The organism is Streptomyces sp. NPDC012637 (assembly GCF_042954805.1).
Taxonomy (GTDB): Bacteria; Actinomycetota; Actinomycetes; order Streptomycetales; family Streptomycetaceae; genus Streptomyces.
In genome coordinates this window covers 462,863-476,925 of record NZ_JBIBDS010000001.1, presented here as the reverse complement: position 1 = coordinate 476,925, position 14,063 = coordinate 462,863, and the positions used below count along the sequence as shown (strand labels likewise).

Below are 14,063 nucleotides of genomic sequence, written 5' to 3'. Positions count from 1 at the left end.
GCGGGAATCCGCAGGCCCGGCGTCACGCGGTCACGGCCCTGCGGACGAGGTCCGCCGCCTCGTCCCGGCCGAGCCGGCCGTCGGCGACGACGGTGACCACCCGCCGTACGACGCCCTCGCCGGCAGCCACCGGAAGCCTGGCGTCATGGGCGAGGGACGAGCCGACGGCCGGGTACTCGGCGGCCCGCACGAACCACGGGTCGCGCCGGGTCTCCTCGGTCGCCCCGGCGAACACCAGCGTCCAGCCCGCGCCCCCGAGGGCCACCCAGTCGGCGCGGACCCCGTGGAGCGCCTCCTCGCCCTCGCCCGCCGGACCGAACGCCACCGGGGCCGACGCCTCCCTGGGCGCCCGCCAGAAGAAGCCGCCGTACGCGGCACCCGGGCGGCCGTTGGTGGCGGGGCTGCCGATCGACAGCCCGCGCCCCGAGACGTTGGTGAGCGAGAAGGTGAGGTCGAGCGCCCACGCCGAGCCGGAGAGGCACGTGACCGCCACCGTCCGGTACTCGCGGAGCCAGCGCCCGCCGTCCGCCGTCCAGCTCAGCTCCGCCACGAAGCCGTCCGGGTCGCACAGCTTGAAGCCGTCGTGCCGCTGGACGCCGTGGCGGCCGAGCTCGACGTAACCCCGGCCGCGGACGAAGGACGGCCCGCCCCAGAAGTCGTGCCCGGCCGGACCGTCACCGGCGGCCCCGGTCATGGCGGCACCGGCCACGGCGACGTCGGGCACGGCGACACCGGCCCCGAGGTGGTGCGGGTGGTCCTCCGGCAGCGCCTCGGTGACGGTCCGCCCGGCCAGGGTGGTCACCGGGTGCAGATACGGGCGGGGCGCCTGCTCGGGGGCGAGCGCGGGGCGCGTGACGTAGCGGGCGACGCTCCGCCCGGCGCAGCGCAGGACGGCGACGCCGCCCGAGGACGTCACCGGCCCTCCGCCCGGGGCGACGGCGCCCAGGGGGCGCCGAGTTCGGAGTACAGCCGCAGGGTGTCGGCGCTCGCGTCGACCAGGGCGTCGATCCCGTCCACGACCCTGCGCCGCGCGCTCTCCCCGGGCTCGAAGTGCCAGTGCGACGCCGGAAGGCCGCGCGGCTCCGGGGCGGTCCGCACCGCCTCGACGACCCGCATGAAGGCTCCGGTCGCGGCCGGCGGCACCCACAGCGGCTCGCCCCGGGTGACGTGCGCGACCAGGTTCTCCAGCAGGTCGGTGCGCCCGTACGAGGTCTCCACCGGGTCCTGCCCGTCCCGTCGCACGAGGACCCGGTCCCGCAGGTACCAGAAGGTGATGCGGCCGCGGGTGCCGTGCACGACGACGTACGGCTCCGCCGGCCTCTCTGCGCAGAGCGTCGCCGCCACGGTGACCCGAGGGCCGGCCGTGGTCGTGACGCGTACGGCCGAGGTGTCGTCGGACTCGACGGCGTTCGCCCGCAGGAGTTCCGTCTCCACGTGCTCGACGTCCTCGCCGCGGTCGGCGCCCGCGAGGGCGAGCGCGGTCGCCACCGCGTGGGCGAGGGGGTTGGTGAGCGCCCCGTCGACGACGTCGGCGCCGTTCAGCCGACGGCGGCCCGCCCACGGGGCGCGCCGGAAGTACGCCTCGTCGCGGACCCACGCCCCGGCCGCGCCGACCCCGACGAGCTCGCCGATCACGCCCTCCTCGACCATCCGGCGGATCGCCGGCACGGCGTGCGAGCCGAGCGACTGGAAACCGATCTGGCACGCCGCGCCGGCCGCGCCGAGCCCGTCGACCAGCCTGCGGAACTCGGCGTACGAAGGTACGGGCGGCTTCTCCAGGAGGACGTGCGCGCCGTGCCGGGCCGCGGTCAGGGCCATGTCGGCGTGGGTCTGGATCGGGGTGCTGAGCACGGCGATCCGGGCGCCGGTGGCGGCCAGCAGCGCGTCGAAGTCCTCGGACTGGACGGGGCTTCCGAGGCCGTCCAGCTCGGCCGCGTCGAGCGGACGCAGTTCGCACACCCCGGCGAGGCGGACGAGCCCGAGCCCTTCGAGCCGGTGGATGTTGAGGAGGTGACCGCGGCCGTGGCCGCGCGCGCCCGCGAGGACGACGGGCAGGGGTTCGTGGGTGCGTATCGGATGCAAGGACTTCATCCCTCTCCCTCGTCGTCGGACGCCCGTTCCGTCACGAGGATCACTTCGAGGGTGCGGGGGCCGTGGACGCCCTCGACCCGGTCCAGTTCGATGTCGCTCGTCGCCGAGGGCCCCGAGATCCAGGTGAGCGGCCGCGCCGGGTCGAGGCGGGGCAGCGCGAGCGGCACCGAGGCCACCACCTGTTCCGGCGCCCGTACGACGCACACGTGGAGGTCCGGCACGAGGGTGAGCGCCCGTCGCCCCTGCCCGGGGCCGCCGTCGAGGACGATCGTGCCCGTCTCGGCGATCGCCAGCGCGCAGCCCGTGACGACGGCGTCGGTGGCGTCGAGTTCGTACGGGCCGAGCCGTGGCTCGTCGCTGCGCCGCTCGCCCGCCGCGGCGGCCAGCCACCGCTCGGGCAGACCGGGGGGTACGGCGATGCTGCGGGCCCCGTGCCGGTCGAGCACCCGGCCGATCAGCTCCGGGAGCCCGTCTTCCGTGCTCCGGTGCACCTGGGCGCGGTAGTCGGCGAGGTTCTCGTGGAGGAGGTCGAGGAGGGCCGCGGGGTCGTCCGGCACATGGCGCGCGAGGTAGTCGCGGGGAACGTCCGGTGCCTCCTCGGAGCCGGCGCCGGCGACGGCGGCACGGATGCGGGCGAGGACGCGTTCGCGGGAAGGGGACGACGAGAGGGAGGAGGACGACGGCGACGACGGGGACGACGGGGACGAGGAGGACGACGGGGACGACGGGGACGAGGAGGACGACGGGGACGACGGGGACGACGGGGACGACGGGGACGACGGGGACGACGGGGACGACGGGGACGACGGGGACGGGGTGGTCATGTGCGGTTCTTCCTCCACCAGTCGCGGAACGGTTCCGCGGGGAGTTCGGGCAGGTCGCGGGTCTCGGTCCAGGCGCGTGCGCCCGGCGGGTTCTTCGGGTGGACGGCACGGGTGCGGGCGGCGAGCCGTTCGCCGGCGGCGAGCACCGACGGGTGGTCGAGGACCCAGCCGGCCGCCTTCATCGCCGCCCGTTCCACACGGTGGCCGGGTCCGCCCTGCTCGGCGACCCGTTCCCGGAGGTGGACGAGGACCTCGGGGATGTCGATGGCGACGGGACAGACCTCGTAACAGGCTCCGCAGAGCGAGGAGGCATAGGGGAGCGAGGCGTCGATCCCGCTCGCGGTTCCGCGCAGTTGGGGCGTGAGGATCGCGCCGATCGGTCCCGGGTACACGGAGCCGTAGGCGTGGCCGCCGGCCCGCTCGTAGACGGGGCAGACGTTGAGGCAGGCGGAGCAGCGGATGCAGCGCAGCGCCTGGCGGCCGACCTCGTCGGCGAGGACGTCGGTGCGGCCGGCGTCGAGCAGGACGAGGTGGAAGGTCCGCGGACCGTCGTCGTCGGTCGTGCCGGTCCACATGGAGGTGTACGGGTTCATCCGCTCGGCGGTCGAGGAGCGGGGCAGGGTCTGCAGGAAGACCTCCAGGTCCCGCCAGGTGGGCACGACCTTCTCGATGCCGACGACCGAGATCAGCGTCTCGGGGAGGGTGAGGCACATCCGCCCGTTGCCCTCGGACTCGACGACGACGAGCGTGCCGGTCTCGGCGACCATGAAGTTGGCGCCCGAGATGCCGACCTTGGCGCGCAGGAACTTCTCGCGGAGGTGGAGGCGGGCGGCCTCGGCGAGCTCGGCCGGCGCGTCGGTGAGGTCGTCCGGGGCGGGGCGGCCCCATGCCGCCATCCGCGAGCGGAAGATGTCGCGGATCTCGCCCCGGTTGCGGTGGATCGCCGGCACCAGGATGTGCGAGGGCCGGTCGTCCCCGAGCTGCACGATGAGTTCGGCGAGGTCGGTCTCGTAGGCGTGGACGCCCTCGGCCGCCAGGGCCTCGTTGAGGCCGATCTCCTGGGTGGCCATCGACTTGACCTTGACGACCTCCGTCTCGCCGGTCGCCTTGACGAGGCCGGCGACGATCCGGTTGGCCTCGGCGGCGTCCGCCGCCCAGTGCACCGTGCCGCCTGCCGCCGTCACGGCCTCCTCCAGCCGCAGCAGGTGGCGGTCGAGGTGGCGCAGGGTGTGGTCCTTGATCCGCCGTCCGGCCTCGCGCAGTTCGGCCCAGTCGTCGAGTTCGGCGACGGCCCGCGCCCGCTTGTCGCGGATCGTGTGGGTCGCGTGCCGCAGGTTCGACCGCAGGGTCGCGTCGCCCACCGCCGACCGCGCCGCCTCCGGGAACGCCGGCATGCCGACGAAGACCCCGCTCATCGTCCCGACTCCTCTCGCCAGGGCTCTTCTTCCGTGCTGGCGAGGATCTCCGCCAGGTGCAGCTCCCGCAGGGGCACAGCCTGCCGCCGCAGCATCCCGCCCAGGTGCATCAGGCAGGAGCTGTCGGCCCCGCACAGCACCTCGGCGCCGGTCGATACGGCGCTGCGCACCTTGTCGGCGCCCATCGCCGCCGACACGTCCGGGTTCTTGACCGCGAAGGTCCCTCCGAAGCCGCAGCACTCCTCCGCTCCGGGCAGTTCGACGAGCTCCAGGCCCTTCACCGCCCGGAGCAGCCGGCGCGGCCGGTCACCGAGCCCGAGCAGCCGCAGTCCGTGACAGGACGGGTGGTAGGTGACCTTGTGCGGGAAGTACGCGCCGACGTCGGTCACGCCCAGCACGTCGACCAGGAACTCCGTCAGCTCGTGGGTCCGCGGCCCCAGCTCCGCGGCGTCCGGGCCGAACCGCCCGTAGTGCGCCCGCACCATGGCCGCGCACGAACCGGACGGTGTGACGACGTGCTCGTACCCCTCGAAGGCGCCCACCGTGCGCCGCACGAGGGGAGCGGTCAGCGCCCGGTATCCGGTGTTGAACTGCGGTTGCCCGCAACAGGTCTGGGCTGCCGGGAAGTCCACTTGTACGCCCAGGCGTTCGAGCAGCCGGACGGTGGCCACCGCCGTCGCCGGGAAGACGGCGTCGTTGAGGCAGGTGACGAAAAGAGCGACACGCATCAGTGCTTCCTCGGAGACGGTTCGAGCCGGGCGGCGGCCCGGTCCCAGACCGCGCCGTCGCCTTCCGGTGCGTAGTGTTCCAGGGGCTGCGTGCGCGCGACGAGTGCCCGCATCGACGGCAGGCCGCCGATCAGCCGCGCCGCCCGGGCCTGGACCAGGACGTTGCCCAGGGCGGCTGCCTCCACGGGCCCCGCCACGACGGGCAGACCGGTCGCGTCCGCCGTGAGCTGGCACAGCAGCCCGTTCCGGGCCCCGCCGCCCACCAGATGGATCCGTCCGATCTCCCGGCCCGCCAGGGCGGCGGCCTCGCGCAGCGTGCGACGGTGGGCGAGGGCCAGGCTCTGCAGGACGCACCGGAGCACCGCGCCGCGGTCCTCCGGCACGGGCTGGCCGGTGCGGCGGCAGTACGCCCGGATCCGGCCCGGCACGTCGCCGGGCGGGAGGAACTCCGGCGCGTCCGTGTCCACGAACGAGACGAACGGCTCGGCCCGTGCGGCCTCGGCCACCAGTTCCTCGTGCCCGGCCGGCCGCCCTTGGGCCGCCCAGGTCCTGCGGCACTCCTCCCACAACCACAGGCCCATGGTGTTCCGCAGGAACCGGATCGTGCCGTCGACGCCCCGCTCGTTGGTGAAGCCGGCGGCCCTGGCCTCCTCCGTCAGCACCGGGGCGGACAGCTCGAGACCGGCCAGCGACCAGGTGCCGCACGAGATGTACGCGAAGTCCGGCGCCGTGGCGGGTACGGCCGCGACGGCCGAGGCGGTGTCGTGGGAGGCGACCGTCGTCACCGGCGTCGCGGCGTCCAGGCCCGTGTACGCGGAGACGTACGGCAGGATCCGGCCCGCCGGGTCGCCGGGCGCGCGCAACGGCGGCAGCAGCCCCGGATCGAGCCCGAGCCGCCGGAGGAGGTCCGGCGACCAGGTCCCCGCGCGGGCGTCGAAGAGCCCCGTCGTGGACGCGTTCGTCTCCTCGGCGCCGACCGAACCGGTCAGCCAGCGGACCATCAGATCCGGCATGAGCAGCAGGCGGTGGGCGGCGGCGAATTGCGCGGAGCCGGCGGCCGCGGCCAGCTGGAAGACGGTGTTGAAGGGCAGGTGCTGGAGGCCCGTGGTCCGGAACAGCTCGCCCGGGCCCCCGACCCGCTCCCACACTCCTGCGGCGACGCCGTCGGTCCGCCCGTCGCGGTAGTGGTACGGGGCGCCGAGCAGCTCGCCGTCCGCGTCCAGGAGTCCGTAGTCCACCGCCCAGCCGTCCACGCCCACCGAGTCGACCGCCCCCGTCCGCGCCGCCGACCGCAGCCCGTCCAGGATCCCCTGGAAGAGGGCGAGGGCGTTCCAGCGCAGACCGCCGTCCGGCAGCCGGACCGGCGAGTTGGGGAAGCGGTGGACCTCGTCGAGACCGAGCACGCCGCGACCGACCCGGCCGAGCATCACCCGCCCGGTGGTGGCGCCGAGGTCGGCGGCGGCGAACACGCCCCCGCGGCGGGCGGTCGCGGCCCCGCTCATCGCAGGAACGCGGCCGCGACGCCGGCGTCGACCGGCACGAGCAGCCCGGTGGTGTGCGTGAGGTCCCCGCCGGTCAGGGCGAACACGGCGGCCGCCACGTGCTCCGGCAGCACCTCCCGCCCGAGCAGGGTCCGCCCCGCGTAGAACGCCCCCAGATCCTCCTCCGCGACCCCGTACGTGGCCGCCCGCTGCGCGCCCCAGCCGCCCGCGAAGATGCCCGAGCCGCGCACCACGCCGTCCGGGTTGACGCCGTTGACCCGGATCCCGTGCTCGCCCAGTTCGGCGGCGAGCAGCCGGACCTGGTGGGCCTGGTCGGCCTTCGTCGCGGAGTAGGCGATGTTGTCCGGACCGGCGAAGACCGCGTTCTTCGAGGCGATGTACACGATGTCGCCGCCGAGGTCCTGCGCGGTCATCACGCGTGCCGCCTCACGGGAGACCAGGAAGGAACCGCGCGCCATGACGTCGTGCTGGAGGTCCCAGTCCCGTGCCGTGGTCTCCAGGAGGGGCTTGGAGATCGAGATGCCCGCGTTGTTGACGACCAGGTCCACCCCGCCGAAGGCGAGCAGCGCGTCCCGGAACGCCGCGACGATCGCCTCCTCCGACGTGACGTCCACGGTGACCGCCACCGCCCGGTCGGGGCCCCCGAGTTCCTCGGCCACCGCGGCCGCCTTCCCGCCGTCCAGATCGGCGACGACCACGCAGGCGCCCTCGGCCGCCAGCCGGTGCGCGATCGCCCGCCCGATCCCGCTGCCCGCGCCCGTCACCAGCGCGGTGCGGGTGGCGAGCGGCTTCGGCGCGGGCATCCGCCGGAGCTTCGCCTCCTCCAGGTCCCAGTACTCGATCCGGAACTTCTCCGCCTCCTCGATCGGCGCGTACGAGGAGACCGCCTCCGCCCCGCGCATCACGTTGATCGCGTTGACGTAGAACTCGCCCGCGACCCGAGCGGTCTGCTTGTCCCGGCCGAAGGAGAACATGCCCACCCCGGGCACCAGCACGATCGCCGGGTCCGCGCCGCGCATCGGCGGCGAGCCGGGCGTCGCGTGCCGCGCGTAGTAGGCCGCGTACTCCTCCCGGTAGGCGGCGTGCAGCTCCCGCAGCCGGGCGACGGCCTCCGGCAGGGGCGCGTCCGCCGGCACGTCCAGGACGAGCGGCCGCACCTTGGTCCGCAGGAAGTGGTCGGGGCAGGAGGTGCCGAGCGCCGCGAGCCTCGGGTGCTCGGCCCGGGAGACGAAGTCCAGGACGACGCCGGTGTCGGTGAAGTGCCCGACCTGCGGGTGGTCCTGGGAGGCCAGTGCCCTCACGTACGGGGCGAGGGCGGCGGCGCGCTCCCGGCGGTCGGCGGGCGGCAGCGGCTCGTACCCCGCGACGACCGGTCCGAAGGGCTCCGGCCGGCCGCGTTCGGCGAGGAAGGCCTCGGCGGTGCGGATGATGTGCAGCGCGTTGTGCTCGCACTCCTCGGAGGTCCGACCCCAGGCGGTGATCCCGTGGCCGCCGAGGACGCACCCGATCGCCTCCGGGTTCGCCGCCCGCACGGCGGCGACGTCCAGGCCGAGCTGGAAGCCGGGGCGGCGCCACGGCACCCACACGACGGTGTCGCCGAAGCAGTCGGCCGTCAGCTTCTCGCCGTCGGCGGCGCAGGCCAGGGCGATGCCGGCGTCCGGGTGGAGGTGGTCGACGTGCGCGGCGTCCACCAGGCCGTGCATCGCGGTGTCGATGGAGGGCGCGGCGCCGCCCCTGCCGTACAGACAGTGGTCGAAGGCGGCGACCATCTCGTCCTCGCGCTCCACGCCCGGGTAGACCGCGGCGAGCGCGCGCAGCCGGTCGATGCGCAGGACCGCGAGCCCTTCCTCGGTGAGGGTGCCCAGGTCGCCGCCGGAACCCTTGACCCACATGAGCGCCGTCTCCTCGCCCGTCACGGGGTCGGTGACGACCCCCTTGGCGGAGGCGTTGCCGCCCGCGTAGTTGGTCGTGCGGGGATCGGCGCCGAGGCGGTGGGCGCGTTCCAGGAGGGCGGCGACTTCGGGAGGGGTGGCGGAGGCCATGACGTTCCTTCGGGGTACGAGGCGGAGGGTCAGGGGGCGGAGGGTTCGGGGAGGGCTACGCGCCCCAGCCGGCCTGCGCGCCGCCCACCCGCTCGGCGGCGATCCGCTCCTGCCGTCCGGAGCGGAGGTAGGCGGCGACCGGGTCGGGATCGAGGCCCTGCTCCTCGCGCAGTTCGCGCAGCATCGGGCGCACGTCGGTGTGGAAGGCGTCCATGAGCACCGCGTTGGCGGCGAGGACGTCTCCGTCCCGCTGAGCGGCCGCGAGCGCCCCGCGGTCGACGAGCAGGGCCTTGGCGGTGGCTTCCTGCACGTTGAGCACCGAGCGGATCACGGCCGGGACCTTCGCCTCGATGTTGTGGCACTGGTCGAGCATGAAGGCGATGCCCGCGGAGTCCGCGAGGCCGCCGCCCCGGACCACCTCGTACATGATCCGGAAGAGCTGGAACGGGTCGGCGGCGCCGGCCATCAGGTCGTCGTCGGCGTAGAAGCGCGAGTTGAAGTCGAAGCCGCCGAGCCGCCGTTCGCGCAGGAGCAGGGCGACGATGAACTCGACGTTGGTGCCGGGCGCGTGGTGACCGGTGTCCACGACCACCCCGGCCCGGGGGCCGAGCCTGAGGCAGTGCGCGTACGCGGTGCCCCAGTCGGGCACGTCGGTCGTGTAGAAGGAGGGTTCGAAGAGCTTGTACTCCAGGAGCATCCGCTGCCCCCGGCCGAGGCGCCCGTACACCTCGGCCAGGCTCTCCGCCAGCCGCTCCTGGCGGGCCACGACGTCGTCCTGGCCGGGATAGTTGGTGCCGTCGGCGAACCACAGCTTCAGGTCCGCCGAGCCGGTGGCGTCCATGATGTCGACGCAGTCGAGGAGATGGTCCACGGCCCGGCGCCGCACCGCCGGATCCGGGTGGCAGACGCTGCCGAGCCGGTAGGCGTCGTCCTGGAAGGTGTTGGAGTTGATCGCGCCGAGCTCCAGACCGCGCTCCCGGGCGTACGAGGAGAGGGCGGCGTAGTCGTCGACGCGGTCCCACGGGATGTGCAGCGCGACCCGCGGCGCGATGCCCGTGTACGCGTGCACCTCGGCCGCGTCGTCCAGCTTCTCGTACGGGTCGCGCGGCACGCCCGGCTGTGCGAACACCTTGAACCGGGTGCCGGAGTTCCCGTAGCCCCAGGAGGGCGTTTCGATCCGCTGGGCGGCGAGCGCGGCCTTCACCGCGGTGATATCGGGCATCTCCACCTCGGAGCTCGTCGAATGAATCGATTCACTGCACGGGGGGAAGCTAGCCAGCGCCCAGGGTGGCGTCAAGACTCTTGACCTTGAAAACGCCCGCGCCCTAGCGTCGTGTCCAAGAAATGAAACATTTCAGCCAAGGAGGTCGGATGGTGGACACACGGCGGGTCTGCTTCCTGCTGAAGGTGCGGGCCGACCGGGCCGAGGAGTACCGGGAGCGCCACGAGCACGTCTGGGACGACATGCGCGCGGCCCTCGCGGAGGCCGGCTGGCGGAACTACTCCCTCTTCCTGCGGGAGGACGGCCTCCTCGTCGGCTACCTGGAGACCGAGGACTTCGAGCGCTCGCGCGCCGCGATGGAGTCCACCGAGGTCAACGCACGCTGGCAGGCCGAGATGGCGGAGTTCTTCGAGGAACTCGACGGGCGGGCGCCCGACGCCGCCATGCGTCCGCTCGCCGAGGTCTTCCACCTCGACTGACGGCGACGGGCGGACGGCGCCCGGAGCGGGCCGCCGCATAGGATGAAATCGCCGCCGGGACCTCGTACGGACGGGGCGGGACGGGCAGGGACGGACCAGGTGGGACGGATGGCGGGCACCGCGCGGACGGTCGGCATCAAGGACGTGGCACGCGAGGCGGGAGTCTCGGTCGGCACCGTCTCCAACGTGATCAACCAGCCGGACCGGGTCTCGCCCGCGACGCTCCAGCACGTGCGCGGGGTCATCGAGCGCCTCGGCTACGTGCGCAGCGAGTCCGCCCGGCAGCTGCGGGCCGGCCGCAGCCGGATCATGGCGCTGCTCGTCCTCGACATGGGCAACCCGTTCTTCGTGGACATCGCACGGGGAGCCGAACGCACGGCGCGGGCGGCCGGTCTGGGCGTCATGGTCTGCAACAGCGACCAGAACGCCGAGGACGAGGCCGACTACCTCGCGCTCTTCGCCGAGCAGCGCGTCCGCGGCGTCCTCGTCACCCCCGCCGACCCGAGCGGGGCGAACCTGCGCGAGTTCCGCCGCCACGGCATCCCGTACGTCCTCGTGGACCGCGTCGCCGGAGAGGACGGGCCGGAGGGCGACGGGGCCGGCGACGGCGCGGGCACGGGCGCCGGCTGTTCGGTCTCCGTGGACGACGTCGTGGGCGGCTCCCTGGCGATCCGTCACCTGACCGCGACGGGCCACCGCACCTTCGCGTACGTCAGCGGGCCCTCCCACCTCCAGCAGGTGCGCGACCGGCGCGAGGGAGCCCTGCTCGCGCTCGCCGAGGCCGGACTGCCCGCCTCGGCCCTCCGGGAGATCTCGGTCGAGCGCCTCGACGTCGCCTCCGGACGTGACGCGGGCTCCCGCCTGCTCGGCCTCCCCGACCGCCCCACCGCCGTCTTCTGCGCCAACGACCTGCTGGCCCTCGGCGTCCTCCAGGCCCTCTACACGGCCGGCGTGCGGGTTCCGGACGACATGGCGATCGTCGGTTACGACGACATCGAGTTCGCGGCGGCCGCCACCGTGCCCCTGACGTCCGTGCGACAGCCGGCCGTCACCCTGGGCGCGCGGGCCGCCGAACTGCTCCTGGAGGAGACCGGCGACCAGGCCGAGGACCACCGCCACGAGCACCTCGTGCTCCAGCCGGAACTGGTCGTCCGCCGTTCGAGCCTCACGCCCCGCTGAGCCCGCGCGGCTTCCCGCCGAGCCGGACGCGCCGAGCCTGACGCGCCGAGCCGGCGTGACGTGGCGCGCCGGACCGGACCAGCCGGGCCGGGGACCCGGCGTACATCCCGCTGAGGAGACGCCGACGGCCGCGTAGCACTTGAGGATGACCCTGTGCCCATACGGAGACGGACTTCTCGGCCCGGAGGGAACCCCGGCCCTCGGGTGCCGTCTTGCTCCGCGTGTCGACTCGATCGACGAGTCGACCCGAGGAGGAGTGTGATGGCAGGTCAGGTGCGGGAAACGAGTCGGGTGAAGGCGTCGGCGCCGGAGTACCAGGGGGCTCTCGAGTCGCTGTCGGTGAACGCCTCCCTGCCCGAGGTGCTGGCCCGGGGCATCGAGGAACTCCGGGCGGCGGAGCGGGCCGGTGACCGGCGCGAGGAGGCGCGCTGCGGCCTGGCCGTGGCGGAGGCGTGCCGCAGGCTCGGCCGCACGGAAGAGGCCGACCGGGCGTGGAAGTCGAGCTACCGGGCGGCGCGTTCGGCCGGTCACGAGGGGGCCATGGCGTGGGCCCTGTGGAGCGGCGGCACGCTGGCCCGGCAGCGCGGTGCGTTCCGGCTGGCGTACCGGCTGCTGCGGCTGGCGGCCGAGACGGGCGAGCGGGGCGGTGACGTCGTCGTGCGCGGCTACTCGCTGGCCGGACTCGCCGAGACCGGGCGCATCCAGGGCGACTACGCGGCGGTGCGGAGGCTGCACGAGCAGCTCCTCGCCGAGGCCCGCCGCCGCGGCGAGGCCCGGCACACGGTGTGGGCGCTGGAGGGCATCGCGCAGATGCACCGCAACACGGGCGAGTACGACCAGGCCCTGGCCCTGTTCGAGGAGGCGGCCGAGACGGCGTCCCGCGCCGAGGACCGGCGCGGGTGGGCCTGGGCGCTGCGCGGCATCGCGGACGTGGTCTCCGTGCGTGACGGGGACGTCGAGCGCGCCCTGTCCCTGCTGTCCCAGGCCGAGGTGGCCTGCCGGGAGATACGGCTGTCCAGCGCGCTCGCCTACAACCACAAGATGCGCGGCAACGTGCTGTACCGGGCGGGCCGGTACGAGCAGGCCCGTGAGCTGTACGCGCGGGCGCTCGAGGAGTTCCGCGAGATGGACGAGCCGCGCGGGACGGCCCTGTCGCGACTGGGCCTCGTCAAGGCCTCCGCCCACCTCGGCGGCGACGCCGCGCACACCGCCGCGGAACTCGCCGAACTGCGCTCCACGCTGGACCGCATCGGGCTGCGCCACGCCCGGGACATGGTGGACAAGGCCGCGGCCGAACTCGGGGTCGGACCACTGCCGGACCACGGCGGCCACGACCCGGGCGAGACGAGGCCGGTGCTGCCGTCGGTCGGTGCGGAGGCCCTTCGGGCCGCCGACGTGGAGGGCCTGCGGTGAGCGCCGTTCCGACACCCCTCACGCCGACGTGCCCGCCGGGCGCCGCGGTGGTGGCCACGGCGCGTCCCGCCCACGACCACGGTCACGAACACGGCCGTGACCACGGCTTAGAGCACGGTCGTGGTCACGACGGCACGCCGCACCGCGCCCTGGAGCGCTGCCGCACCCTGGTACGGCCCGCGCTGGTGGAGGCGGTGGGCCTCCTGCACCCGTGGACCGGTGAGATGGCGGCGTACGCACTGGGCTGGACCGGCCCGGCCGGCACACCGGATCCCGGCGCGTCCGAGGGCAAGGGAGTGCGCCAGGCGCTCGCCGTGCTCGGGGCCGAGGGCGTCGGGGCGGACGGCGCGGACGCCGTCCCCGGCGCCGTGGCCGTCGAACTCGTGCACACCTTCTCGCTCCTCCACGACGACATCATGGACGGCGACGCCCTGCGCCGGCAGCGCCCGGCGGTGTGGAAGGCCTACGGGACGGGCCCGGCGGTCCTCGCCGGCGACGCGCTCCTCGCCCAGGCCGTGACCACGCTGGCCGAGACCCCGGGCCGGCACTCGGCGGCCGCGGTGCGGTGCCTCTGCCGGACGCTGAACGCCCTCGTGGCCGGCCAGGCGCAGGACCTGCGCTTCGAGGACCGTCCCTGGCACGGCCCCGGCGCCGTCGGTCCGGAGCAGTACCGGTCCATGGCCGAACACAAGACGGGCGCCCTCCTGGGCTGCGCCCTCGCGCTCGGCGCGGTCCTCGGTGGCGCCCTCGACCACACCGTGACCACGCTCGACCGGGCAGGCCGGCACCTGGGCCTCGCCTTCCAGGCGGTGGACGACGTCCTCGGCATCTGGGGCGACCCCGCCGTGACCGGCAAACCCGTCCACGCCGACCTGCGCAGGGGCAAGAAGACCTACCCGGTGCTCGCCGCACTGGCCCGCGGAGGCAGGGCCGCACACGAACTCGCGGCAGTGCTGGACTCGCCCCGGCCCCTCGACCGCGAGGCCGCCGCCCACGTCGCGGCGCTCGTCGAGGACGCGGGCGGACGGGCCGCGGCCCTCGACGAGGCGTGCCGGCACCTCGACACCGCCCGCCGCGCGCTGCGCGACGCCTCACTCACGCCTACGGCCGCACGGCAACTGGACGGGCTCTTCACGTACGTGCTCGACCGGACGCGGTGATCGCCGTT

General features: G+C 74.6%; 12 protein-coding genes. 4 read left to right on the top strand and 8 right to left on the bottom strand.

Translation table 11 applies throughout. The annotated features are described in order from the left end of the window. Positions 1 to 22 precede the first annotated feature (22 nt). From ACFY8W_RS02110 to rhaI, 8 genes are read right to left on the bottom strand one after another with little or no spacing between them, the layout of a single operon-like run. On the bottom strand, positions 23 to 916 hold the full coding sequence (locus tag ACFY8W_RS02110) for a DUF6807 family protein (RefSeq protein ID WP_391099041.1): 894 nt from the start codon (positions 914 to 916) through the stop codon (positions 23 to 25). Next, positions 913 to 2,091 carry a Gfo/Idh/MocA family oxidoreductase gene (locus tag ACFY8W_RS02105; protein WP_391099039.1) on the bottom strand — a complete coding sequence of 393 codons (1,179 nt, stop codon included), beginning with the start codon at positions 2,089 to 2,091 and terminating at the stop codon, positions 913 to 915. Before ACFY8W_RS02105 ends, ACFY8W_RS02110 begins: the two co-directional genes overlap by 4 nt. Further along, positions 2,088 to 2,915, bottom strand: coding sequence for an LUD domain-containing protein (locus ACFY8W_RS02100; RefSeq protein ID WP_391099037.1), 828 nt, complete (start codon positions 2,913 to 2,915; stop codon positions 2,088 to 2,090). The genes ACFY8W_RS02105 and ACFY8W_RS02100 overlap by 4 nt, the downstream gene beginning before the upstream one ends. Then, positions 2,912 to 4,330: an LUD domain-containing protein gene (locus tag ACFY8W_RS02095; RefSeq protein WP_391099035.1), complete on the bottom strand. Its 1,419-nt coding sequence runs from the start codon at positions 4,328 to 4,330 to the stop codon at positions 2,912 to 2,914. Before ACFY8W_RS02095 ends, ACFY8W_RS02100 begins: the two co-directional genes overlap by 4 nt. Then, complete coding sequence (locus ACFY8W_RS02090) at positions 4,327 to 5,058, bottom strand: heterodisulfide reductase-related iron-sulfur binding cluster (RefSeq protein WP_391099032.1); 732 nt, start codon at positions 5,056 to 5,058, stop codon at positions 4,327 to 4,329. Before ACFY8W_RS02090 ends, ACFY8W_RS02095 begins: the two co-directional genes overlap by 4 nt. Continuing rightward, entirely contained in the window at positions 5,058 to 6,560 is a 1,503-nt protein-coding gene (locus ACFY8W_RS02085) for an FGGY-family carbohydrate kinase (RefSeq protein ID WP_391099029.1), read from the bottom strand. The genes ACFY8W_RS02090 and ACFY8W_RS02085 overlap by 1 nt, the downstream gene beginning before the upstream one ends. Then, complete coding sequence (locus ACFY8W_RS02080; RefSeq protein ID WP_391099026.1) at positions 6,557 to 8,602, bottom strand: bifunctional aldolase/short-chain dehydrogenase; 2,046 nt, start codon at positions 8,600 to 8,602, stop codon at positions 6,557 to 6,559. The genes ACFY8W_RS02085 and ACFY8W_RS02080 overlap by 4 nt, the downstream gene beginning before the upstream one ends. Positions 8,603 to 8,657: 55 nt before the next feature. After that, positions 8,658 to 9,824 (bottom strand): L-rhamnose isomerase, encoded by a 1,167-nt coding sequence (rhaI, locus tag ACFY8W_RS02075; protein ID WP_391099023.1) that lies wholly within the window; start codon positions 9,822 to 9,824, stop codon positions 8,658 to 8,660. A gap of 149 nt (positions 9,825 to 9,973) precedes the next feature. On the opposite strand from rhaI, the gene ACFY8W_RS02070 reads away from it, so the two are divergent. The 4 genes from ACFY8W_RS02070 to ACFY8W_RS02055 all read left to right on the top strand — a co-directional run bounded on the left by ACFY8W_RS02070 (position 9,974) and on the right by ACFY8W_RS02055 (position 14,055). Continuing rightward, complete coding sequence (locus ACFY8W_RS02070; RefSeq protein ID WP_391099020.1) at positions 9,974 to 10,303, top strand: L-rhamnose mutarotase; 330 nt, start codon at positions 9,974 to 9,976, stop codon at positions 10,301 to 10,303. A 108-nt stretch (positions 10,304 to 10,411) separates the two neighbouring features. Beyond that, positions 10,412 to 11,482 carry a substrate-binding domain-containing protein gene (locus ACFY8W_RS02065; protein ID WP_391099018.1) on the top strand — a complete coding sequence of 357 codons (1,071 nt, stop codon included), beginning with the start codon at positions 10,412 to 10,414 and terminating at the stop codon, positions 11,480 to 11,482. A 261-nt stretch (positions 11,483 to 11,743) separates the two neighbouring features. Beyond that, positions 11,744 to 12,895 (top strand): tetratricopeptide repeat protein, encoded by a 1,152-nt coding sequence (locus ACFY8W_RS02060; protein ID WP_391099015.1) that lies wholly within the window; start codon positions 11,744 to 11,746, stop codon positions 12,893 to 12,895. A 149-nt stretch (positions 12,896 to 13,044) separates the two neighbouring features. Then, positions 13,045 to 14,055 carry a polyprenyl synthetase family protein gene (locus ACFY8W_RS02055; RefSeq protein ID WP_391101670.1) on the top strand — a complete coding sequence of 337 codons (1,011 nt, stop codon included), beginning with the start codon at positions 13,045 to 13,047 and terminating at the stop codon, positions 14,053 to 14,055. Positions 14,056 to 14,063: the final 8 nt, after the last annotated feature.

Excerpts from the sequence above, each read along its gene's own strand:
- ACFY8W_RS02105 (WP_391099039.1), bottom strand. The coding sequence starts at position 2,091 with ATGAAGTCCTTGCATCCGATACGCACCCACGAACCCCTGCCCGTCGTC.
- ACFY8W_RS02070 (WP_391099020.1), top strand. The coding sequence starts at position 9,974 with ATGGTGGACACACGGCGGGTCTGCTTCCTGCTGAAGGTGCGGGCCGAC.
- ACFY8W_RS02080 (WP_391099026.1), bottom strand. The coding sequence starts at position 8,602 with ATGGCCTCCGCCACCCCTCCCGAAGTCGCCGCCCTCCTGGAACGCGCC.
- ACFY8W_RS02065 (WP_391099018.1), top strand. The coding sequence starts at position 10,412 with ATGGCGGGCACCGCGCGGACGGTCGGCATCAAGGACGTGGCACGCGAG.
- ACFY8W_RS02085 (WP_391099029.1), bottom strand. The coding sequence starts at position 6,560 with ATGAGCGGGGCCGCGACCGCCCGCCGCGGGGGCGTGTTCGCCGCCGCC.
- ACFY8W_RS02090 (WP_391099032.1), bottom strand. The coding sequence starts at position 5,058 with ATGCGTGTCGCTCTTTTCGTCACCTGCCTCAACGACGCCGTCTTCCCG.
- ACFY8W_RS02060 (WP_391099015.1), top strand. The coding sequence starts at position 11,744 with ATGGCAGGTCAGGTGCGGGAAACGAGTCGGGTGAAGGCGTCGGCGCCG.
- ACFY8W_RS02095 (WP_391099035.1), bottom strand. The coding sequence starts at position 4,330 with ATGAGCGGGGTCTTCGTCGGCATGCCGGCGTTCCCGGAGGCGGCGCGG.
- ACFY8W_RS02100 (WP_391099037.1), bottom strand. The coding sequence starts at position 2,915 with ATGACCACCCCGTCCCCGTCGTCCCCGTCGTCCCCGTCGTCCCCGTCG.
- rhaI (WP_391099023.1), bottom strand. The coding sequence starts at position 9,824 with ATGCCCGATATCACCGCGGTGAAGGCCGCGCTCGCCGCCCAGCGGATC.